The 20,151-nt window shown below is 75.2% G+C and carries 20 protein-coding genes, 3 tRNA genes and 1 pseudogene; 13 read left to right on the top strand and 11 right to left on the bottom strand.

Going from position 1 to position 20,151, the window contains the following annotated elements:
• The first annotated feature begins 151 nt into the window (after positions 1–151).
• Positions 152–1,111 carry a UDP-glucose 4-epimerase GalE gene (galE, locus tag ACWPWW_RS08645; protein WP_454049912.1) on the top strand — a complete coding sequence of 320 codons (960 nt, stop codon included), beginning with the start codon at positions 152–154 and terminating at the stop codon, positions 1,109–1,111.
• 52 nt (positions 1,112–1,163) lie between these two features.
• Here the strand turns inward: galE and ACWPWW_RS08650 are convergent, their stop codons facing one another.
• From ACWPWW_RS08650 to ACWPWW_RS08665, 4 genes are read right to left on the bottom strand one after another with little or no spacing between them, the layout of a single operon-like run.
• Positions 1,164–2,093, bottom strand: a complete 930-nt coding sequence (locus ACWPWW_RS08650; RefSeq protein WP_454049913.1) for an LLM class flavin-dependent oxidoreductase — start codon at positions 2,091–2,093, stop codon at positions 1,164–1,166.
• Between the two features lie 23 nt (positions 2,094–2,116).
• Positions 2,117–3,028 (bottom strand): cation diffusion facilitator family transporter, encoded by a 912-nt coding sequence (locus ACWPWW_RS08655; RefSeq protein WP_454049914.1) that lies wholly within the window; start codon positions 3,026–3,028, stop codon positions 2,117–2,119.
• Positions 2,998–3,378, bottom strand: coding sequence for an ArsR/SmtB family transcription factor (locus ACWPWW_RS08660; RefSeq protein ID WP_454049915.1), 381 nt, complete (start codon positions 3,376–3,378; stop codon positions 2,998–3,000). The genes ACWPWW_RS08655 and ACWPWW_RS08660 overlap by 31 nt, the downstream gene beginning before the upstream one ends.
• A 33-nt stretch (positions 3,379–3,411) precedes the next feature.
• The gene (locus ACWPWW_RS08665; RefSeq protein WP_454050424.1) at positions 3,412–3,756 is read right to left on the bottom strand and encodes a metallopeptidase family protein; all 345 of its coding nucleotides are present in this window, start codon (positions 3,754–3,756) and stop codon (positions 3,412–3,414) included.
• A gap of 98 nt (positions 3,757–3,854) precedes the next feature.
• Here ACWPWW_RS08665 and ACWPWW_RS08670 point away from each other — a divergent pair.
• The 3 genes from ACWPWW_RS08670 (at position 3,855) to ACWPWW_RS08680 (ending at position 4,155) form a co-directional block, all read left to right on the top strand.
• Positions 3,855–3,927: transfer RNA gene (locus ACWPWW_RS08670), tRNA-Glu, on the top strand.
• 36 nt (positions 3,928–3,963) lie between these two features.
• Positions 3,964–4,037, top strand: a tRNA-Asp gene (locus ACWPWW_RS08675).
• A 42-nt stretch (positions 4,038–4,079) separates the two neighbouring features.
• Positions 4,080–4,155, top strand: a tRNA-Phe gene (locus tag ACWPWW_RS08680).
• A 117-nt stretch (positions 4,156–4,272) separates the two neighbouring features.
• Here ACWPWW_RS08680 and ACWPWW_RS08685 read toward each other — a convergent pair.
• The gene (locus tag ACWPWW_RS08685; protein ID WP_454049916.1) at positions 4,273–4,575 is read right to left on the bottom strand and encodes a DUF2087 domain-containing protein; all 303 of its coding nucleotides are present in this window, start codon (positions 4,573–4,575) and stop codon (positions 4,273–4,275) included.
• 132 nt (positions 4,576–4,707) lie between these two features.
• Here ACWPWW_RS08685 and ACWPWW_RS08690 point away from each other — a divergent pair, with 132 nt between their 5' ends.
• From ACWPWW_RS08690 to ACWPWW_RS08705, 4 genes are all read left to right on the top strand, one after another.
• Complete coding sequence (locus tag ACWPWW_RS08690; RefSeq protein WP_454049917.1) at positions 4,708–5,340, top strand: hypothetical protein; 633 nt, start codon at positions 4,708–4,710, stop codon at positions 5,338–5,340.
• A gap of 118 nt (positions 5,341–5,458) precedes the next feature.
• Positions 5,459–7,441: a transglycosylase domain-containing protein gene (locus tag ACWPWW_RS08695; protein ID WP_454049918.1), complete on the top strand. Its 1,983-nt coding sequence runs from the start codon at positions 5,459–5,461 to the stop codon at positions 7,439–7,441.
• Complete coding sequence (locus tag ACWPWW_RS08700) at positions 7,378–7,827, top strand: PASTA domain-containing protein (RefSeq protein ID WP_454049919.1); 450 nt, start codon at positions 7,378–7,380, stop codon at positions 7,825–7,827. Before ACWPWW_RS08695 ends, ACWPWW_RS08700 begins: the two co-directional genes overlap by 64 nt.
• Before the next feature lie 118 nt (positions 7,828–7,945).
• Positions 7,946–8,464 carry a hypothetical protein gene (locus tag ACWPWW_RS08705; RefSeq protein ID WP_454049920.1) on the top strand — a complete coding sequence of 173 codons (519 nt, stop codon included), beginning with the start codon at positions 7,946–7,948 and terminating at the stop codon, positions 8,462–8,464.
• A 57-nt stretch (positions 8,465–8,521) separates the two neighbouring features.
• On the opposite strand, the gene ACWPWW_RS08710 is transcribed toward ACWPWW_RS08705, so the two are convergent.
• A complete protein-coding gene (locus ACWPWW_RS08710; protein ID WP_454049921.1) occupies positions 8,522–8,686 on the bottom strand; it encodes a hypothetical protein in 165 nt (54 codons plus the stop codon).
• A 168-nt stretch (positions 8,687–8,854) separates the two neighbouring features.
• On the opposite strand from ACWPWW_RS08710, the gene ACWPWW_RS08715 reads away from it, so the two are divergent.
• Positions 8,855–9,433: a M15 family metallopeptidase gene (locus ACWPWW_RS08715; protein WP_454049922.1), complete on the top strand. Its 579-nt coding sequence runs from the start codon at positions 8,855–8,857 to the stop codon at positions 9,431–9,433.
• An 86-nt stretch (positions 9,434–9,519) separates the two neighbouring features.
• Here the strand turns inward: ACWPWW_RS08715 and ACWPWW_RS08720 are convergent, their stop codons facing one another.
• The 4 genes and pseudogenes from ACWPWW_RS08720 to ACWPWW_RS08735 form a co-directional block, all read right to left on the bottom strand.
• Positions 9,520–9,939: a methyl-accepting chemotaxis protein gene (locus ACWPWW_RS08720; RefSeq protein ID WP_454050425.1), complete on the bottom strand. Its 420-nt coding sequence runs from the start codon at positions 9,937–9,939 to the stop codon at positions 9,520–9,522.
• An 87-nt stretch (positions 9,940–10,026) separates the two neighbouring features.
• Positions 10,027–11,067 (bottom strand): annotated as a pseudogene (locus ACWPWW_RS08725) (GAF domain-containing protein); the annotation flags it as partial.
• A gap of 139 nt (positions 11,068–11,206) precedes the next feature.
• A complete protein-coding gene (locus tag ACWPWW_RS08730; RefSeq protein WP_454049923.1) occupies positions 11,207–11,659 on the bottom strand; it encodes an ArsR/SmtB family transcription factor in 453 nt (150 codons plus the stop codon).
• A 108-nt stretch (positions 11,660–11,767) separates the two neighbouring features.
• Positions 11,768–13,594 (bottom strand): PKD domain-containing protein, encoded by a 1,827-nt coding sequence (locus tag ACWPWW_RS08735; RefSeq protein ID WP_454049924.1) that lies wholly within the window; start codon positions 13,592–13,594, stop codon positions 11,768–11,770.
• A 337-nt stretch (positions 13,595–13,931) separates the two neighbouring features.
• Between ACWPWW_RS08735 and ACWPWW_RS08740 the strand changes: the two genes are divergently transcribed.
• From ACWPWW_RS08740 to ACWPWW_RS08750, 3 genes are all read left to right on the top strand, one after another.
• Positions 13,932–15,278: an APC family permease gene (locus ACWPWW_RS08740; protein WP_454049925.1), complete on the top strand. Its 1,347-nt coding sequence runs from the start codon at positions 13,932–13,934 to the stop codon at positions 15,276–15,278.
• A 62-nt stretch (positions 15,279–15,340) separates the two neighbouring features.
• Complete coding sequence (locus tag ACWPWW_RS08745) at positions 15,341–16,537, top strand: LLM class flavin-dependent oxidoreductase (RefSeq protein ID WP_454049926.1); 1,197 nt, start codon at positions 15,341–15,343, stop codon at positions 16,535–16,537.
• A gap of 118 nt (positions 16,538–16,655) precedes the next feature.
• The gene (locus ACWPWW_RS08750) at positions 16,656–17,276 is read left to right on the top strand and encodes an FMN reductase (RefSeq protein WP_454049927.1); all 621 of its coding nucleotides are present in this window, start codon (positions 16,656–16,658) and stop codon (positions 17,274–17,276) included.
• A gap of 46 nt (positions 17,277–17,322) precedes the next feature.
• On the opposite strand, the gene ACWPWW_RS08755 is transcribed toward ACWPWW_RS08750, so the two are convergent.
• A complete protein-coding gene (locus ACWPWW_RS08755; RefSeq protein ID WP_454049928.1) occupies positions 17,323–19,584 on the bottom strand; it encodes a SpoIIE family protein phosphatase in 2,262 nt (753 codons plus the stop codon).
• 126 nt (positions 19,585–19,710) lie between these two features.
• Here ACWPWW_RS08755 and ACWPWW_RS08760 point away from each other — a divergent pair, with 126 nt between their 5' ends.
• Positions 19,711–20,148 (top strand): phage holin family protein, encoded by a 438-nt coding sequence (locus ACWPWW_RS08760; protein ID WP_454049929.1) that lies wholly within the window; start codon positions 19,711–19,713, stop codon positions 20,146–20,148.
• Positions 20,149–20,151: the final 3 nt, after the last annotated feature.

Below are 20,151 nucleotides of genomic sequence, written 5' to 3' on the forward strand. Positions count from 1 at the left end.
CCGCACCTGCGGTGCACTCTGCCCCATCGCACGCGCGCGCACGACCCCGCACGCCGCACGAACCGGGACGAGCCGGGCAGCGCGGCGCGGCGATCGAACAGGAACCACCGAGACCGACCAGAAAGCACCAGATCCGGGCTAGGCTGGCGGCATGACGTGGATGGTGACCGGAGGCGCGGGGTACATCGGCTCGCACGTGGTGCGGGCCTTCGGGCAGGTCGGGATCCCGGCCGTCGTGCTGGACGACCTGTCGTCCGGGCACCGGGAGTTCGTCCCCGACGACGTCCCGTTCGTGACGGGCTCGATCCTCGACACCGCGCTGGTCACCGACGCGCTGCGCGAGCACGGCGTCACGGGCGTCGTGCACCTCGCCGGGTTCAAGTACGCCGGCGTCTCCGTGCAGCGCCCGCTGCACACGTACGAGCAGAACGTCACCGGCACGGCGCACCTGCTGCAGGCCATGGAGGCCGCCGACGTCCACCGGATCGTCTTCTCGTCCAGCGCCGCCGTGTACGGCACGCCCGACGTCGACCTGGTCACCGAGGACACCCCGACCGCGCCCGAGTCGCCCTACGGCGAGTCCAAGCTGATCGGCGAGTGGCTGCTGCGCGACCAGGCGCGCGCCACCGAGCTGCACCACACCTCGCTGCGCTACTTCAACGTGGTCGGCTCGGGCACGCCCGAGCTCGCCGACACCAGCCCGCACAACCTGTTCCCGCTGGTGCTCGACGCCCTCGCCGAGGGCCGGACCCCGCGGATCAACGGCACGGACTACGCCACGCCGGACGGCACCTGCGTCCGCGACTACGTGCACGTCGCCGACCTGGCGACCTCGCACGTGGCGGCGGCCCGCGCGCTGTCCGAGGGTCGCGAGCTGCAGCGGGTCTACAACCTGGGCTCCGGCGACGGCGTGTCCGTGCGGGAGATCATGACCGCGATGGCGCAGGGCACGGGGATCGACTTCGAGCCCGAGCTCGCCCCCCGCCGCCCCGGCGACCCCGACCGCATCGTCGCCTCCGGCGAGGCTGCCGCGCGCGACCTCGACTGGGTCATGCGCCACACGCTGACCGAGATGGTCGCGAGCGCCTGGGAGGCGCGGCAGGCCCGCTGAGGGCCCTCGACGACCGGGGTCGGAGCCCCCCTGCGCCGACCCCGGTCCTTCCTCACCGCCCCAGGCGGGACAGACCCTCCGCGAGCACGTCCTCGGACCCCGCGTAGATGCCCTCGGCCCGCGGCCAGTGGACGACGACGTCGGTGAACCCGAGGTCCGCGGCGCGCTCGACGCCCTCCACGAGCGTGTCCGCCGACTCCAGCGAGAACACCGGGGCGCCGTCGAGGTTCAGGTACAGGTCCGGCACCACCCCGCCGGGCGCCAGCCGTGCCGCGGTCTCCCGCAGCTGCTCGACCATCCCCGCGAGCCCGGCCCACCACGCCTCCTGCGCCGCCGCGACCGGGCCCTCGGTCTCGCCCGGCTCGAACGTCGGCCCGTAGGTCGCCCAGCCCTGCCCGTACCGCGCCGCCAGCGCCATCGCCCGCGGCCCGTTGGCGGCGACCACGAACGGCGTCCGCGGCCGCGCCAGCGTGCCGGGGTGCATCCGCGCGTCGTGCGCCTCGTAGAACGTGCCCTCGTGGTCCGTGACCGGGTGCGTGAGCAGCCGGTCCAGGAGCTCCACGAACTCCTCGAACCGGCGGGTGCGCTCGCCGCGCGTGGGCGCCGGCCCGAGCACCCCCGCGTCGAAGCCCTCGCCACCTGCGCCGAGCCCCAGCAGGAACCGGCCCTCCGCGATGTCGTCGAGACCCATGACGTCCTTGGCGAACGGCACCGGGTGCCGGAAGTTCGGGCTGGCGACCCACGTGCCCAGCCGGATCCGCTCCGTCACCGCGGCGGCGGCCGCCAGCAGCGGCACGGTGGCGAACCACGGCTCGCCGGCGAGCGAGCGCCACGCCAGGTGGTCGTAGGTCCACGCGTGGTCGAACCCGTACTCCTCCGCCCGGAGCCAGGTGTGCCGGGCCTGGGCCCAGCGCTCCTGCGGGAGGATCACCACGCCGAGACGGGTGCGGGCGGGTGCTGCGGACGAGGTCGCGTCGGTCACGTCCGCCAGCGTAGGGGGCGTGCTCACGCGTGCGTCCGCGCCTCCCGGGACTCCGGCGGCTCGAGCTGGAACGTGCAGTGCTCGACGTCGAAGTGCCCCGACAGGCAGCGCCGCAGGTCGCCCAGCACGCGCCCGGACTCGCCGCGGGCCAGCACGTCCGCCGGCACCTCCACGTGCGCCGAGAGGACGGGCACCCCGGAGGTGATCGTCCACGCGTGCAGGTCGTGGACGCCGAGGACGCCCGGGACGCCGCAGATGTGCGCGCGCACCGCGTCGAGGTCGACCCCGGCCGGCGTGGCCTCGAGCAGCACGATCCCGACGTCGCGGAGCAGGCTCCAGGCGCGCGGGGCGATGAGCAGGCCGATCACGACCGACGCGAGCCCGTCCGCGGCGGCGAACCCGGTGGTCAGGACGACGACCGCGGCCGCGATCACCGCGACCGACCCGAGCAGGTCGCCGAGCACCTCGAGGTAGGCGCCGCGCACGTTGAGCGACTCCTGCTGCCCGGGTCGCAGCAGGGCCAGCCCCACGCCGTTGGCGACGAGGCCGACCACGGCGACGCCCAGCATCAGCCCGGCCTCGACCTCGCCGGGGTCGGCCACCCGGCGCACGCCGCCGACGACCGCCGCCACGGCGACGACCACGAGGACCAGCGCGTTGGCCAGCGCCGCGAGGATCTCCGCGCGCTGCCAGCCGAAGGTGCGCCGGGCGGTGGCGGGACGGCCCGCCAGCGACGTCGCGACGAGCGCCAGCGTCACGCCGGCGGCGTCGGTCAGCATGTGCCCCGCGTCGGCGACGAGCGCGACCGACCCGGACAGCAGGCCGCCGACGACCTCCCCGACCATCACGGTGAGCGTGATGGCGAGCACCGCCACCAGGCGGCCGCGGTGCGCCTGCGCGGCGGTCACCCCGTGGTCGTGCCCGTGCTGCCCCATCGTCGTCCTTCCGTCCGCGCGACCACCCGCTCGGCGGCGCCCAGCAGCTCGTCCAGCTCGGGGTCGGCCAGCGCGTACCGCGTCGCCCGGCCCTCCGGCGTGGCGACCACCAGCCCGGCCGACCGGAGCGTCGCCAGGTGCGCGGAGACCGTCGACTGCGCGAGGCCCAGGGCCCCGGTCAGGTCGACGACCCGCCGCGCGCCGTCGGCGAGCAGGTGGACGAGCGACAGCCGCGTCGGGTCGGCCAGCGCGTGCAGGACCCGGACGACGTCGGCGTGCGCGTGCGCGCCGCCGGGGACGCCGTCGTGGTCGTGCAGCGCGGGCTCGACCCGTGAATCATCGTTGTTCACCGATGTTATCGCCCTTCGATGCTCAGAGGAAGACTACGCCCACCCGAGCGCGTGCAGCCGGTCGTCGTCGATGCCGAAGTGGTGGGCGATCTCGTGCACCACCGTGACCGCGACCTCCTCGACGACCTCCTCGCGGTCCTCGCAGATCGCCAGCGTCGGGAGCCGGAAGATCGTGATCCGGTCCGGCAGCGAGCCGGCCGCCCAGAACTCGCCGCGCTCGGTGAGCGGCACCCCCTCGTACAGCCCGAGCAGGTCGGGGTCGTCCTGCGGCGCCTCGTCCTCCACGAGCACCACCACGTTGTCCATCTGCGCCGCGAGCTCGGGCGGGATGCGGTCCAGCCCGTCCCGCACGGCGTCCTCGAAGTCCTCGCGCGTCATGTCCACCACGGGGTCATCCTCGCCGATTTGGAGGATCCCCGGACGTACCCGTAGAGTCATCACCGGTCTGAAGACGCCTCGACGTCAGGGGCGAACAAGCCCCCATCGTCTAGCGGCCCAGGACCCCGCCCTTTCACGGCGGTAGCACGGGTTCGAATCCCGTTGGGGGTACGAGCAGTGCATGTGGAAGAATAGGTCTCACAACGAGGCCCCGTAGCGCAGTTGGTTAGCGCGCCGCCCTGTCACGGCGGAGGTCGCGGGTTCAAGTCCCGTCGGGGTCGCTCGATCACACCGGTCCATCTGGGCCGGTGTTGTCGTACCAAGGCTCTGTAGCTCAGTTGGTAGAGCGTTCGACTGAAAATCGAAAGGTCACCGGATCGACGCCGGTCGGAGCCACCACCACCCGAAGTCCCGTTCGCCCCCGGCGAGCGGGACTTCGTCGTTCTCGGACCTCGTCGTCCCGCGCGACCTCGTCCGGACGGCGACGGGCCGAGCCCGCTGCCGGTGCGCCCGGGGTCAGACCGGGTCGAACTCCGTGACCCGGGTGCGCCAGTACTCGGCCCCGTCGCGCGTCCGGGTGACCAGGCCCGCCTCGACCAGCTCGCGCCGCAGGCCGACCGGGTCCCGCGCGACCTCGCCGATCCGGTCGGTCAGCGTGCGCTCGGGCACGGGCTCCTCCATCGGGAGCACCCGCTGCGCCAGCCAGCGCAGCAGCAGGTCCCGGTCCGCGCGCCGGCGCGGCAGGTTCTCCACCCGCCCCCGCACGAGGAACCGCTCCGGACCCGTCTGCCGCCCGCGCGCCTCGTCCTCCACGTCCACGCAGGCAGCCTAGGCACCCGGGCGAGCGGTGGCGACGTGCCGGGCGTGCGGCGATGCTGGCGACGAGGGGAGCGGGAACCGGTGCGCGCGCCGGGCCGTTCCCCCGGGGGACGTCGACGAGAGGTGAGCACCATGGGCTTCCTGGACCGGCTGCTGGGCCGTGAGCCCCGGCAGCAGCGCTACGCGCCGGAGCCGGCGTACGGTGCGCCCGCGGCTCCGGCCGACCCCGACCAGGCCGCGATCGAGCGGTACCGCTACCTGCTGCGCACCGCGCCGCCGGACGCGATCGAGCAGGCGCACGCCGAGGCGTTCGCCCAGCTGACGCCCGAGCAGCGCCGGCAGGTGCTGGACGGGCTGTCCGCCGAGGTGCCGGCAGCGGAGCGCTCGACGGACGACGACCCGCGCTCGCTCGCGCGGATGGCGACCCGCGCCGAGCTGCGGCAGCCGGGCACGCTCGAGCGGAGCTTCGGCCGGGGTGGCTTCGGCGGCGGGGCCGGCGTCGGGATGGGCGGCATGATCGCCGGCTCGCTGCTGGCCAGCGTGGCCGGCGCCTTCGTGGGCACGGCCATCGCCGACAGCCTGTTCGACCTGTCCGACGGGGGCGGCGACGCCGCGGAGGGCGACGCGGGGGCCGAGGGCGGGGACGCCGGCTTCGACGGCGGCGGCGACGTGTCGGCCGACGGCGGCGGCTGGGGCGGGGACTTCGGCGGCGGGGACTTCGGGGGTGGCTTCGGCGGCGGGGACTTCGGCGGCGGAGACTTCTGACCCCGTCCGCGCGCCCTCATCCGCGGGGGATGACTGCCCCCGGCGCAGGGGCGCGCGGCCGGTCCCCCTGCCCTACCGTGTCGTCATGGCACCGGGCCGGGGGCCGAGCTCACGGCGCATGTCCGTCACGAAGGCGGTCGCGCTGCTGGTGGCGTTCGTGCTGACGGCGGTCCTCGGGGTCTGCTCACCGCCGCGCTGGTGCTGCCGACGGTGGCGGTCGCGGACGGGACGACGGACCTCGCGGTCGAGGCGTTCGAGGACCTGCCGACCGAGCCTGGAGCGCCAGCCGCTGTCCGAGCGGTCGACGGTGCTGGCCGCGGACGGCACGACGGTGCTGGCGACGTTCTGGGCGGAGAACCGGCAGGTCGTCCCCCTGGACGCGGTGGCCGAGCCCATGCGCGAGGCCGTCATCGCGATCGAGGACAAGCGGTTCTACCAGCACGGCGGCATCGACCCCGAGGGCATGCTGCGGGCGCTGGTCCGCAACCTGCAGCACCCGCAGCGCACCGAGGGCGCGTCGACGCTGACGCAGCAGTACATCAAGAACGTGCTGATCGAGCAGGCGGTCCGCGAGGGCGACCACGCCGCGGCGGAGGCGGCCCGTGAGGCGGAGGGCGCCGAGGGGTACGCCCGCAAGCCTGCGGGAGGCCAAGGCCTGGCCATCGCGCTCGAGAAGGAGATGACCAAGGACCAGATCCTCGAGGGCTACCTGAACATCGCGCAGTTCGGCCTGAACACCTACGGCGTCCAGGCGGCGGCGCAGCGGTACTTCAGCAAGCCGGCGTCGAGCCTCACCGACCTGGAGGCCGCGACGATCGCGGGGGTCACGCAGAGCCCGACCGCGAACGACCCGGTGCGCAACCCCGAGACCGCCCAGCAGCGCCGCGACCTGGTGCTGCGGCTGATGCACGACCAGGGCTACCTCACGGCCGAGGAGCCTGGCCGCCGGCCTCGCGGTCCCGCTCGCCGCGACCCTGCGCGTGGACACCCGGCCGGTCGGCTGCATGGCGGCCGACGCGGTCGTGCGCGGGTCGGGGTACTTCTGCGACTACGTGACCAAGGTGGTCCGCAACGACCCGGCGTTCGGCGCGACCGAGGAGGAGCGCGTCGAGCGGCTGTACCGCGGCGGGCTGACGATCACCACGACGCTCGACCCGCGCGAGCAGACCATCGCCGACGAGGAGCCTCAAGAACGGCGTCCCGGTCGACGACCCGTCCGGCGTCGCCACCACGCTCGTCACGGTCGAGCCGGGGACCGGGCGCATCACCTCGATGGCGCAGAACCGCGTCTACAACAACACCCAGGAGCACGAGCGAGCGCGAGACCGCGGTCAACTACAACACCGACCACCGGTACGGCGGCGGCAGCGGCTTCCCGCCCGGGTCGACCTTCAAGCCGTTCACGCTGGCGCAGTGGCTGAAGGAGGGGCACAGCCTCAGCGAGCGGGTGAACGCGACGCGGTTCGCCTACCGGTTCGGCGAGTTCAGCGCCCCGTGCACCCGGCTCGACCCGCGCACGGAGTACCGGTTCGCCAACGCGGAGGGCCCGCGGTCCGGCGGCGTGATGTCGGTGCTGGACGCCACCAGGAACTCGGTGAACTCCGGCTACATCGCGATCGCCTCGCAGGTGGACCTCTGCGGGGTGTTCGACACCGCGACCGCGCTCGGCATCCACAAGGCGGGTGGCCAGTCCGGTGACGGCTCGTTCGACACGCTGCCCGCCAACGTCCTCGGCTCCAACTCGGTCGCCCCGCTGGCGATGGCGGCGGCGTTCGCCGGCTTCGCGTCGGGCGGCACGTACTGCACGCCCGTCGCGATCGCGGCGCGGTCGTGGACCGGGACGGCAACCCGCTGCCGGTGCCCGCGTCGTCGTGCACCCCGGGCGCGCTCGAACCCCGGATCGCGAACGCGGTCAACCACGCGCTGCAGAACGTGTGGTCCGGCACCGCGGCGACCGACCCGCCGCCGTTCCCGTCCGCGGGCAAGACCGGCACGACCTCGCACAACGAGCACACGTGGTTCGTCGGCTACACGCCCGTGCGCGCCACGGCGATCTGGGTCGGCCACGCGGACGCGATGCTGCCGATGCAGGGCGTCGTGATCAACGGGCGGTACATCCGGAACGTGTTCGGCTCCTCGGTCGCGGTGCCGATCTGGAAGGGCTTCATGACCCGCACCCTGGAGGGGCAGGCCGTGCCCGCGTTCGCCGCCGCCGGCCAGGACGAGGTGCTGGGTCGGCAGGTGCCGGTGCCCGGGGTGGTCGGGCGCGACGAGGGCAGCGCGCGCCGGGCGCTCGAGGCCGCCGGGTTCCGCGTCCAGGTGGCACCGCCGGAGCCCGGCGACGCCCCGCCCGGGACGGTCGTGCGGCAGAGCCCGTCGGACAGCACCGTCGTCGGGTCGACGGTGACGATCGTGCCGTCCGCGGGCCCCGCTGCCCCGCCACCGGCGGCACCACCCGCCGCTCCCCCGGCGGCGCCGCCGCCCTGACCCCGGCGGGCCACCACCGGGGGATGACGGCCCCTCCACCCCCAGGTGGACCGGGCACGGCGGAGAACCGGCCCCCGAGCCGACGCCCGCCGCGGCACCGCTCCGTAGCGTCGAGGGCATGGACACGACGCCCCTCACCAGCACCCCGGCCCGGACGCCCGAGCGCCGCCTGCTGGGCGTGCTCGCGGTGGCGGCGGGCGCCGTGCTCGCGCTCAGCGCCTGCGGCGGGGCGGTCGCCGGGGCCCTCGGGCAGGAGCCGACCGCACCGGCGACGACGTTCGCCACGGGCGCCGACGGGAAAGCCGGTGCCGCGCTGCCGGCGTGGGTGCCGGACGACGCGTCGGACGTGCGGCTCCAGGCCCGTCCGGGGGGCGCCGAGCGCATCGTCACCATGCGCGCCGACCTGGACGACCTCCCGGCGGACTGCGTGCCGGTGTCGGCCGAGCAGCCGCTCGCACCGCGCCCGGCCGACGCGGACCCCGCGGACTTCCGGCGGGTCTCGACGCTGCGCGCGGACTGGTGGCCGGCGGAGCAGGAGCAGGACGCGTCGATGATGTGCGGCGCCTGGTGGGTGGGTGAGCGCGACGGTGCGCTCTACGGGTTCACGCCGGAGCTGCGCCGGGTGTCGGTCGGCTGAGCGACCCGCGACACGCCGGGTCGGGGCTGGTCCGCGCGGCCCGGGCCGGGCCTCGGTTCAGGCGGAGACGGCCAGCGGGGCCGGCTCCTCCTCCAGTGCCACCACGACCAGCTCGCCGGTCTCCTCGTCGACCACGGTCACGGCACGGGCGCCGCAGACGCACACGACCTCGACGCCGTCGCCGTCCTCGAACCAGATGCACAGGTGTCGTCCGCTGCTCATGGTGACGACGGTACGCACGCCCACCGACACGGCCGCGCTCCGGTTCCCGCGTGTCGCGTCCTGCCCGCGGATCCCGCCCGGATCCCGGCGGTTCCCGCCCGGATCCCGCTCAGATGCCGGTGCACCGCGCCGATGGGAACCGGAGCACCCCGGGGGAAGGACCGCACCATGAGCCTCGACGGCATCGCGGCGATCAGCCAGCGCATCGCCGCCATCCAGGCGACCATCGGCTCGCTGCAGCCGGCGACCACCACGACGAGCACCGGCGGGGCGCAGTTCGCGCAGGCGCTCGCGCAGGCCGTCGACGCGTCGGCCGGCACCGGTGCCGCGGCGAGCACGGGCGAGCGGAACGCCGACGGGGTCCCCGTCGAGCTCGCCGCCTACGGCAACGGCCAGATCCCCGCCGACGCCCTGCACGAGGTGGGCGACACGGGCCACCGGCTGTGGGCGCCCGCCGCCGACGCCCTGCAGAGCGCGATCGCGGACGCCGCGCGCGACGGCGTCACCATCGGCATCACCGACTCGTACCGCTCGTACGAGTCGCAGGTCGACGTCGCCGCCCGCAAGGGCCTGTACTCGCAGGGCGGTCTCGCGGCGGTCCCGGGTACCAGCGACCACGGCTGGGGCATGGCGGTCGACCTGAAGCTCGACGACGCCGCGCAGTCGTGGATGCGCGCGAACGGCGCCCGGTACGGCTTCGTCGAGGACACCCCGCGCGAGCCCTGGCACTGGGCCTACGAGGGCTGAGCCCCGCGCTGGGTGGAGAGTCCTGCCCGACGCGCCAGAGCGTGTCGGGCAGGACTCTCCACTCGACGGTTCCGGACGGCGCTGGGTCAGTCGAGGATCGCGCGGGTGACGGCGACCTGCTCCGTCAGGACCCCGCCGATGGTCTGCTGCGTCTCGTTGATCCGCTCGACGACGCCGCCGATCTTGGCCAGCGACGTGATGACGCCGCTGACCTGCTGCTGGATCTTCTGCACCTTGTCCCCGACCTGCGTCGTCGCGGCGGCGGTCTCCTGCGCGAGCTCCTTGACCTCCCCGGCGACGACGGCGAACCCCTTGCCGGCCTCCCCGGCGCGCGCGGCCTCGATGGTGGCGTTGAGCGCGAGCAGGTTGGTCTGGGCGGCGATGCCCTGGATGACGGTGACGACCTGGCCGATCTCGGCGCTGGACTCCCCCAGCCCGGCCACCTCCCGGTTCGCCTCCTGGGTCAGCCGCTGGCCGTCGTGCGCGACGGTGGTGGCGGCCAGCACGTTGCGCTCGACCTCCTGGATCGAGGTGACCAGCTCCTCGCCCGCCGACCGCAGCTTGGTGGCGGCGGCGTGCCGCTCCAGGGCCTGGCCGACCAGGAACGCGGTGTTGCGCAGCGCGTCCCGGCGGCCGTCGGACAGCTCGAGCGTCTCGGTGGCGAAGAAGTCCATGGTCCCGGTGACCTGGCCGTCGACGACGATCGGCAGGCAGACGCCCGACTTCACGCCGACGCGCTGGGCGGCGGGCGCCCGCACGCAGTCGGTCAGCTCGCCGAGGTCCGCCACGAACACCAGGTCGCGGGCGCGCCACGCGCGGCCGGCCAGCCCGACGCCCTCGCGGAATGACGCGGCCCGCGTGACCTCGCGGAACTCGGCGCCGGCGTCACCCGACTCCTGCGCGAACCGCAGCGCCCGGGCCTGCGGGTCGACCCGCCAGTAGGACGCGTACGCCCAGTCGAACCCCTGCCGGATCGCGGTCAGCGCCCGGGTGAGCGCCTCCTCCGCAGACGGGGCGCTCGTGACCTCGTGGATCACCCGGCTCACGGCCTCGATGTCCTGCGCCGCGACGGCCTGGCGCTCCGCGACGGCCACCCGCTCGATCGCCTGGGACACCAGGACGCCGATGCTGCGCAGCGTGTCGAGCCGCTGGGCGGACGGGCTGAGCGTCTCGGTGGTGAAGAAGTCCATCGTGCCGGTGACGACGCCGGCCTCCAGCAGCGGGAAGCAGATGCCGGAGCGGACGCCGGCGCGCTGCGCGGCGGGCGCCCGCACGCAGTCGGTCAGCTCGCCGAGGTCCGCCACGAACACGAGGCCGCGGGTCCGCCAGGCGCGCCCGGACAGCCCGACGCCCTCCGTGAAGGACGCCGACCGCGTGACGCGGCGGAACTCCTCGCCGGCGTCGCCGGACTCCTGGACGAAGTGCAGGGCGCGGTCCGCGTCGACGCGCCAGTAGGAGCCGTACGCCCAGCCGAAGCGCTCCCGGACCACGTCCAGCGCGACGCGGACGGCGTCCTCGGAGGTGTGGGCGTCGGCCAGCGCGTGCACGACCGCGGTGACGGCGTCGTTGTTGGCCCGCGCCTCGGACAGCTCGGCGGCTGCGGGCGCGGACGTGGTGCGGGTACGGCTGAACACGTGTCTCCTCGTGGGATGGTCGGGCCCCTCGCCCCGACCCCATCGGCGCAGGCCGACCCGGACATGAGGGAATCAACCGGCCAGACAGGGTGATTACGGACAGACCCGCCCGGACCTCCGCGGAGAAAGACGTGCCCCGTCAGGAGCCCGGGGCGTCCTCGGGGCGCACGACGCGCGCGCCGAGGTCCCAGGGCTGGAACACCCGCTCGCTCTCGGTCCGGACGCGGGGGGCGCGCTCGGTCCGCACCCGCGGCGCCTGCTCGACGCCCGGGTCGTCGGCCTCGGCCAGCAGGGCCTCGTCGAGCCTGCGGTACCGGAACTCGGCCTCGCGACGGTGCCGCTCGATCCACATGGTCATCAGGTCGAAGACGTCGGCCTCGAGGTGCACCGGCCGGCGCTGCGCCTCCCGGCGCCGGCTGACCAGCCCGGCCTCCTCGAGCACGCGCAGGTGCTTGGAGACGGCCTGCACGGTGACGTCGTACGGCGCGGCGAGCTCCCCGACGGTCGCGTCGCCGGACGCGAGCCGGGCGACGATGTCCCGCCGCAGCGGGTCCGCGAGCGCGGAGAACACCTTCGACAACGGGTCGGCCACGCGTCCTCCAGATCAGGCGGGCGGGCGGCGCCGAGCGCGCCGCGGGCCCGCCCGCGAGGTTACCCGCGGGCGGGGCCGTCGCCCATGCGGCGCACACGGCGCACGCCGTCAGGGCGCCGTCGTGAGCGCCTGCTCCGGACCGACCGTCGTCCCGGCCGCGTTGGTCGCCACGACCCGGTACGCGTAGGTCGTCCCCGGCGCGAGCCCGGTCAGCGCCACCGTCCCGGCCCGCTCCCACGACGCGGCCGCGAACGCGACGTCGCCGCTGCGCGACCCCCAGGCCGGACCCCACTCGACGCGCACCGTCGTGCCGAGACCGTGCGGGTGCACCCGCAGCTGCGCGGTGGCGCCGGTCCGGCCGACCCCGGTGGCCGCGAGCGCCCGGACCTCCGGCGGCCCCGGGGTGTCGAACGTCCGGCTCACCGCGGTGGTCCCCGCCGTCGTCGTGGCCGTCGCCGTCCACCGGTACCGGGTCCCCGGCCGCAACCCGGTGAGGTCGTGCGCGACGGCCTGCGCCGACGTCGCGGCGGGCACCGCGCGGTCGACCCGGCCCACCTGCGCGCCGCCGTCGACGGCCCAGCTCAGCCGCACCGTACCGGGCAGGCCCTGCGGGTCGGCCCACGCCCGGAGCCCCGCCGTGGTGCCGGTGACGTCCCGCTCGGCGGCGGTCACGACCGGCGGAGCGGCGACGACGACCGCGCGGGAGTCGGTCGCGGTGCGGCCCGCGGCGTCCGTGACCGTGAGCCGCGCGGTGCGCGTGCCCGCCGCGTAGGTGTGCACGATCGCGGTGGGCTGCCCGGTCCCGCTGCGGACCGTGCCGTCACCCAGGTCGAGGCTCCACCGCACCACCCCCTGGCCGGTCGGCGCCCCGCCACCGGTGCTGCGTGACAGGTCGAAGGTCACCGCGAATGGTGCGGCACCCACGGTGCCGGACGGCAGCAGCGCCGCCACCGGCCGCGCGTACGCCGCCGGACCGCCGACGGCCGCGGCGTACGCGACGCGCGCGGACGCGGAGCCGGCGACCGCCCACGGGCACGTCCCGGTGCCCTCGAAGGACGAGGCGACGTCCAGCCCCGGCCACGCCCGGAGGTACGCCACGGCGTCCGTCAGCCACGCCGCGCGGCGCGCCGGGTCCGCGGGGTCGGCCGCCGTGCCGAACTCCGCCAGCAGCGGCGTCTTCCCGCGCGCCTCCGCCCACCGCCGGAACGGCCCGACGACCTCGGCGAGCGACCGCCACGCCGCCGGCTTGCCCGGCGCGCACCCGGACCAGTTGTAGGCATCCAGGCCGACGCGGTCGACGACGTCGTCGCCGGGGTAGGAGGCGTCGGCCCCCGCGGTCGACGGCGCGGACCCGAAGCTGCCCGGCGTGACGATCCAGGTCCAGCGCACGTCCGGCACGCCCGCGTCCCGGAACACCTGCACGTAGTGCCGCCAGGCGGCGCGGAACTCCGCCGGCGTGCCCCAGCCCTCCGCGATGTCGGCCTCGTGGTGCAGCGCCAGGTACACGGGCACGCCGAGCGCCGCGACGCCCGCGGCCTGCCGCCGGATGTCGGCGTCCACGTCCCCGCGGGCGATCGAGGCCCACGGCACCACCGACCCGTCCAGGCGGCGGGGCCAGATCGACAGCAGCGGCGTCCGGCCACGGGCGACCGAGTCGACGACCGGCTGCGCGGGCTGGGCGTCGTCCCAGCGGCTGTACCAGCGGTGCACGTCGAGGCGGCGGCCGATCGCGTCCTCGAACCCGGCGACCGCGGCGGCCGTGCCGGTGGCGGTCCCCCGGTCGACGTGCGCGCCGAGGCGGAAGCCGGGGTCGTCGGCCGGTGGGGCCGCCGCCGCGGGCCGGGCCCCGGCGAGGAGGACGACGACCGCGACGAGGACGGTCAGGGACGTGCGGGCGCGCGCGAGGGCACGCCCGTGGGACGGGTCGGACGGCATGGTGGGATCCCCCTGCTGGCGGGCGCGAGGTCGTCGACGCCCGGACTGCGGTACGACGTGCAGGTGCGTGCGCGGGGCACGGGTGCCGCGGCGGGCGGGGCCCGTGGCGGGATGGTGGCGCGATGGCGCGACGAGGCGGTGGCGCGGGCGGGTCCCGGCGTCGTCGACGCGGCAGGTCGCCGGTGGTGCGGTCAGCGACCGCACCCTCACCATCGTCAACGCGTGCCCGCAGGTGAGCGCTTCCCCGCGGCCGGTGTGCACCCCGTCACAACCCCGCCGCGCGCCTCGGCCGGCGCTCGACGGGCGAGCCCGCGGGACCGCCCCGATACTCGGGCGGGTGACCGACACCGACACCTCGACCGAGCAGCGCTCCCCCGGCCTGCGCCGCGCCGTGACCGGCCCGCTGCTGTTCCTGTTCATCCTGGGCGACGTCCTCGGCGCGGGCGTCTACGCGCTCGTCGGCGAGCTCGGCGCGGAGGCGGGTGGCGCCATCTGGCTGCCGCTGCTGGTCGCGCTGGGCATGGCTCTGCTGACCGCGGCGTCGTACGCCGAGCTGGTCACCAAGTACCCGCGAGCCGGCGGTTCGGCGGTGTACGCGCAGCGCGCCTTCGGCAGCCCGCTGGTGTCGTTCCTCGTCGGGTTCTGCATGCTCGCCGCGGGCGTGACCTCGGCCGCCGGCCTCGCGCTGGCGTTCGGCGGGGACTACCTGTCGGTGTTCCTGGACGTGCCGCCGGTACCGACGGCGCTGGTGTTCCTCGCGCTGGTCGCGGCGCTGAACGCGCGCGGCATCCGGGAGTCCCTGCGGGCCAACGTCGTCATGACGGTGATCGAGCTGAGCGGCCTGGTGCTGGTCGTCGTGCTCGGCGCCGTGGTGCTCGGCCGCGGGGACGGCGACCCGGGCCGGGTGCTCGAGCTCCCGGCGGAGACGTCGTGGGCCGCGGCGGTCCTGGGCGGGGCGCTGATCGCGTTCTACTCGTTCGTCGGCTTCGAGACCTCGGCCAACCTCGCGGAGGAGGTCACCGACGTCCGCCGGGTCTACCCGCGCGCGCTGTTCGGCGCCCTGCTCGCGGCGGGTGTCGTCTACCTGCTGGTCGGCCTGGTGGCGCCGGCCGTCGTCGCCCCGGAGGACCTCGCCGCGTCCAGCGGGCCGCTGCTCGAGGTCGTGCGCGTGGCGGGCGGGATCCCGCTCGAGGTGTTCTCCGCCGTCGCCCTCGTCGCCGTGGCGAACGGCGCGCTGCTCACGATGATCATGGCCAGCCGCCTCACCTACGGCATGGCCCGGGAGGGTCTGCTGCCGCCCGTGCTCGGCCGGGTCCTGCCGGGCCGGCAGACGCCGTGGGTCGCGATCGTGGTGACCACGGTCGTCGCCATGGTGCTGGCCGCTACGGGCGAGCTGGTGGACCTCGCGTCGACCGTCGTCCTGCTGCTGCTCTTCGTCTTCCTCAGCACCAACGTCGCCGTCCTCGTGCTCCGCCGCGACCGCGTGGCGCACGAGCACTTCCGGGCGTGGACGGCCCTGCCGGTGCTGGCGATCGTCACCTGCCTGGTGCTGCTCACCCAGCAGCAGGCGCGGCACTGGGCGCTGGCCGGGGTCCTGCTCGCCGTCGGGCTGGTGCTGCACCTGGTGACCCGGAAGGCGTCGCTCCGGGGCGCCCGCGAGGACGTCGGTACGCCCGCGGAATAGATCCGCGCTCCGGCCCGTTGGGGCGCAAGTACATGCAAACGCATCGACTTGAGGAGCGCGAGATGCAGTTCGGAGTCTTCACGGTCAGCGACATCACCCCTGACCCGCACACGGGCCGGGCGCCCGACGACACCGAGCGCGTCCGGTCGATCCTGACGATCGCCCAGCACGCGGAGGAGGTCGGCCTCGACGTCTTCGCGACCGGCGAGCACCACAACCCGCCGTTCGTGGCCTCGTCCCCGACGACGATGCTCGGCTACCTGGCCGGCCGCACGAAGGACATCGTGCTGTCGACGGCCACCACGCTGATCACCACCAACGACCCGGTCCGGCTGGCCGAGGAGTACGCGATGCTCCAGGTGATCTCCGACGGCCGGATGGACCTCATGATGGGCCGCGGCAACACCGGGCCGGTCTACCCGTGGTTCGGCCAGGACATCCGCCAGGGCATCCCGCTCGCCATCGAGAACTACGCGCTGCTGCGCCGCCTCTGGACCGAGGAGGTCGTGGACTGGGAGGGCAAGTTCCGCACCCCGCTGCAGGGCTTCACCTCCACCCCGCGGCCGCTGGACGGCGTGCCGCCGTTCGTGTGGCACGGCTCCATCCGCAGCCCCGAGATCGCCGAGCAGGCCGCCTACTACGGTGACGGCTTCTTCCACAACAACATCTTCTGGCCGATGAGCCACACCCGGCAGATGGTGCAGTTCTACCGCCAGCGGTTCGAGCACTACGGCCACGGCCGCGCGGACCAGGCGATCGTCGGCCTCGGCGGCCAGGTGTTCATGCGGAAGAACTCGCAGGACGCGGTGGACGAGTTCCGCCCGTACTTCGACAACGCCCCGGTCTACGGCCACGGCCCGTCGCTCGAGGACTTCTCGGCGCAGACCCCGCTCACGGTGGGCTCGCCGCAGCAGGTCATCGACCGGTACGCCGCCATGCGCCACGACATCGGCCACTACCAGCGGCAGCTGTTCCTCATCGACCACGCGGGCCTGCCGCTCAAGACGGTCCTCGAGCAGCTCGACATCCTCGGCGGCGAGGTCGTGCCCGTGCTCCGCAAGGAGATGGAGTCCGACCGCCCGGCCGACGTGCCGTCCGGCCCGCCGACGCACGCCGAGCGCGTCGCACAGGCCCGCGCCGCCGGCACTGTGCACGAGCAGTCCGTCGCGGCCGCCGACCACTGGACCGGGAAGACCGCCGAGGACGACACCGCGGCCGCCGACGCGGTCACCCGACAGGGCGCCGCGTTCGGCCTCTGATCGTCCAGCACCCCCGTCGGGTGGAAGGTCCCGACCGACACGCCGCCGGCGAGTCCGTCGGAACCTTCCACCCGGCACCCCACGCACGACTCACGCAGGACCTGAAGGAGCACCTCCCATGACCGAGCGCAGGATCGTCGCGCTGTCGGCCGGCCTCGGCCAGCCGTCGTCCACCCGCCTCCTCGCCGACCGGCTCGCCGAGGCGACCGCCACCGAGCTCGCCGACCGCGGCCAGCGACCCGAGGTCCGGGTCGTCGAGCTGCGCGACCACGCGCACGACATCGTCAACGCGATGCTGACCGGCGTGCCCAGCCCCGCGCTGGCCGAGGTGATCGAGGCCGTGACCGGAGCCGACGCGCTGATCGCCGTGACCCCGCTGTTCACCACCACCTACTCCGGCCTGTTCAAGTCGTTCGTCGACATCCTCGACAAGGACGGCATCGTCGGGCTGCCCGTGCTGCTCGGCGCGACCGGCGGCACGGCCCGGCACTCCCTGGCCATCGAGTACTCGATGCGCCCGCTGTTCACCTACCTGCGGGCCGACGTCGCGACCACCTCGGTGTTCGCGGCGACGGACGACTGGGCCACCGGCAGCACCGCCGGCGAGCCCAGCCCGCTGCCCGCCCGGATCCGCCGCGCGGGCGCCGAGCTCGCCGCGACCGTCGCCGCCCGCGGGCCGCGCGGCCCGCAGGACCCGTTCGCCGACGCCCCCTCGTTCGCCGACCTCCTGGGCGGCTGACCGTCCGGGTCGGGTGTGCCCGGCGGTCCGGCGGGTCAGCGGCGGGTCAGCGCCGGGTCAGCAGGACGACGGTCGCGTCGTCCTCCGACGCCGGGTCGCGCAGGCGGCCCACCAGGGCGTCGAGCGCACCCGGCTCCGGCCGGCCGGCCGCGCCCGCGACGCGGTCCAGCGTGACCCGCAGCGACTCGCCGCGCCGCTCCAGCACGCCGTCGGTGACCAGCAGCAGCGCGTCGCCCGGCCCGAGCGCGGTCCGCGACGACGGCGGCTCGCCGTCCAGCAGCCCGATCAACGGCGAGCCCTGCACCGGCTCCCACGCGGCCGCGCCGTCCGCCCGGACCACGAGCGGCGGCAGGTGCCCGGCCGTGGCGTACTCCACGTCGCCGGTCGTCGGGTCGAGCACCGCCAGCACCATGGTCGCCATCTGCCCCGGCAGGGTCCACCGCGCCAGCGCCCCGACCCGGGACAGCACGACCGCGGGCGGCGCCGAGTCGAGCAGGAAGGCCCGGGTCGCGTTGCGCAGCTGGCCCATCGCGGCGGCCGTCGGCAGCCCGTGGCCCGCGACGTCGCCGACGGTCAGGGCGAGCCGGCCGTCCGCGAGCGCGAGCACGTCGTACCAGTCGCCGCCGACCTCACCGGTGCCCGACGGCTGGTACCGGGCGTCGAGGGCCCAGCCCTCGACCACCGGCAGGCTCGTCGGCAGGAGCGTGCGCTGCAGCGCGCGGGCGGCGAGCACCTCGGCCTGACCGCGCCGGAACAGCGCCTCGACCAGGTGGCCGCGCAGGTCCGCCGCGTTGCCGGCGTGCCGGTCGTCCCACGGCGTCGAGCGGCCGCGCACCTGCTCCCGCCACAGGTCGAACGACTGCCGCGGGCCGAGCCGCGTCCCGGCACCGTCCGGCACCTCGATCATCTTGTGGTGCGGGTCGCCGCCCCAGTCGACGGTCCGCACGACCTCGTCCCGGAGCCAGACCACGGACCCGCCGTCGGGCAGCGCGAGCGCCAGCGCTCCGGCCACCCCGGGAACGGCCGGCGCGCCGGGCTCGGCGGGCAGCTGGTCGGTGGCGACCACCTGGTCCCCGATGCGCGCGGCCCAGGCGGCGAGCGCACGGCAGGCAGCAGCGTCCGGCACCCGGCCGCGCGTCACCAGGTCCCCTCCGGCGCTGACCACGACGCCGTCGGCGGGCACGAGCGTCAGCAGGTCGTCCGTGCGGGTCAGGGCCTGGGAGAGGCGCACGTCCTCGTCGCGGCTCGCGGAGACCAGCCGCGCGAGCACGCCGGAGGCCCGCCGCGACTCAGCGAGCAGGTCCTCCTCGACCTGCGCGACCAGACGCGCGGACAGCGCGACGCCGAGGAACTCGGCCGCGGCGCGCACGCCGTAGGAGGGGGCGTGCGGGCCCGCGTAGTGGTGGCAGGCCACCATGCCCCAGAGCCGGCCGTCGCGGAGCAGCGAGATGGACATCGACGCGCGCACGCCCATGTTGCGCAGGTACTCGCAGTGGATGGGCGAGACGCTGCGCAGGGTGGCGTAGGTCAGGTCCAGCGGCTGCCCGGTCAGCGGCACGTCCGTCGGCACGACCGGCACCGGCGTGTACTCGACGTCCGAGATCAGCCGGATCCAGCTCTTCTCGTACATCGCGCGCGCCTGGGGCGGGATGTCGGACGCCGGGTAGTGCAGGCCGAGGAACGGCTCGAGGTCGGCGCGGCGGGCCTCCGCGACCACCTCGCCGTTGTACTCGTCGTCGAACCGGTAGATCATCACGCGGTCGAACCCGGTGAGCCGGCGCACGTGCCGGGCCGCGACGTCGTACAGCTCGGTCAGCGCGCCGACGCGGTTCAGGTCGGCGATGGCGTCGCGGACGCTCTCGTAGGTGCTGCCGTAGGTCAGGGGCCGCGGGCCGTCGGCGACCTCGAGCTCGACGACGAACACCTCTCCCGGGTCGGACGCCGTCGCGGGCGGCGGTCGGTGCACCACCACGTCCAGCACGACGTCCCGGTCGCCGACCTCGACGTGGACCAGCCCGGGGTTGCGGGTGCGGTGGTCGGGCACGGCCGCCAGCTGCTCCAGCACCACGCGCGCGGCGGGCACCCCGAGCACGTCCGCGAGCGTGGCACCCAGCACCTGCTGCACGGGCCGGCCGAGGACCGTCTCGACGTTCGCCGAGCACTGCAGGACCACCGAGCCGGCGTCCTGCACCAGCAGCAGCACGCCGCGGGGCTGGACGGAACCCGGGATGTGGATGGGCTCGCGCGCGCAGCTGTCGAGGTCGACCGGGTCACCGGGTGCCATGAGCACGGGTTCCTGCACGCACATCCCCTTGCTCGATCGACCGGCAGACGTGTCGACCCTCGCAAACCGGGACACCACCTGGCAAGCGACCGGTGGCTAGGGTGGGCGGCGACGGGCGAGCGGAGCAGGACTGGAGTCGAGGAGGACGCCGTGACCGACGCCGAGGAGGAGCCGCGCAGGGCCGGGCTGTTCAGCCGGTTCGCCGAGCCGATCGCCGAGCGCACGCGCGAGCGCATCGAGCAGGTCGAGGACCGGGTCCGCCGGTCCGTGCAGGCCGAGGTGGACTCGGTCCTGAGGTCGGTGCGGGCCCGCGCCGTCGAGGTCCGGCCGAGCGCACTGGCGTTCGCCGTCGCCCTGCTGCTGACGGTCTTCGGCCTGGCCCTGCTGGTGACGGCCGCGGTCGTCGGCCTGTCCCTCGTGCTGGACCTGTGGCTGGCGGCGCTGCTCGTGGGCGTGGTGCTGATCGGCGTCGCCGCGGGCGTGGCGGCCTGGGGCCGGAGCCGGCTGCCCGAACCCGTCCGCACCCGGGCCGGCGGGACGACGCCGGCACGGGACGCCGAGGACCTCGTCCACCCCTGGACCGACTGACGC

The organism is Cellulomonas sp. Marseille-Q8402 (genome assembly GCF_965119525.1).

What these genes read in the sequence shown, in the direction of transcription:
- ACWPWW_RS08690 (WP_454049917.1), top strand. Translation starts at nt 4,708, where the DNA reads ATGGGCTTCCTGGACCGGCTGCTGGGCCGTGAGCCCCGGCAGCAGCGC.
- ACWPWW_RS08695 (WP_454049918.1), top strand. Translation starts at nt 5,459, where the DNA reads ATGTCCGTCACGAAGGCGGTCGCGCTGCTGGTGGCGTTCGTGCTGACG.
- ACWPWW_RS08655 (WP_454049914.1), bottom strand. Translation starts at nt 3,028, where the DNA reads ATGGGGCAGCACGGGCACGACCACGGGGTGACCGCCGCGCAGGCGCAC.
- ACWPWW_RS08750 (WP_454049927.1), top strand. Translation starts at nt 16,656, where the DNA reads ATGACCGAGCGCAGGATCGTCGCGCTGTCGGCCGGCCTCGGCCAGCCG.
- ACWPWW_RS08710 (WP_454049921.1), bottom strand. Translation starts at nt 8,686, where the DNA reads ATGAGCAGCGGACGACACCTGTGCATCTGGTTCGAGGACGGCGACGGC.
- ACWPWW_RS08705 (WP_454049920.1), top strand. Translation starts at nt 7,946, where the DNA reads ATGGACACGACGCCCCTCACCAGCACCCCGGCCCGGACGCCCGAGCGC.
- ACWPWW_RS08715 (WP_454049922.1), top strand. Translation starts at nt 8,855, where the DNA reads ATGAGCCTCGACGGCATCGCGGCGATCAGCCAGCGCATCGCCGCCATC.
- ACWPWW_RS08745 (WP_454049926.1), top strand. Translation starts at nt 15,341, where the DNA reads ATGCAGTTCGGAGTCTTCACGGTCAGCGACATCACCCCTGACCCGCAC.
- ACWPWW_RS08755 (WP_454049928.1), bottom strand. Translation starts at nt 19,584, where the DNA reads ATGTGCGTGCAGGAACCCGTGCTCATGGCACCCGGTGACCCGGTCGAC.
- ACWPWW_RS08665 (WP_454050424.1), bottom strand. Translation starts at nt 3,756, where the DNA reads ATGACGCGCGAGGACTTCGAGGACGCCGTGCGGGACGGGCTGGACCGC.
- ACWPWW_RS08735 (WP_454049924.1), bottom strand. Translation starts at nt 13,594, where the DNA reads ATGCCGTCCGACCCGTCCCACGGGCGTGCCCTCGCGCGCGCCCGCACG.
- galE (WP_454049912.1), top strand. Translation starts at nt 152, where the DNA reads ATGACGTGGATGGTGACCGGAGGCGCGGGGTACATCGGCTCGCACGTG.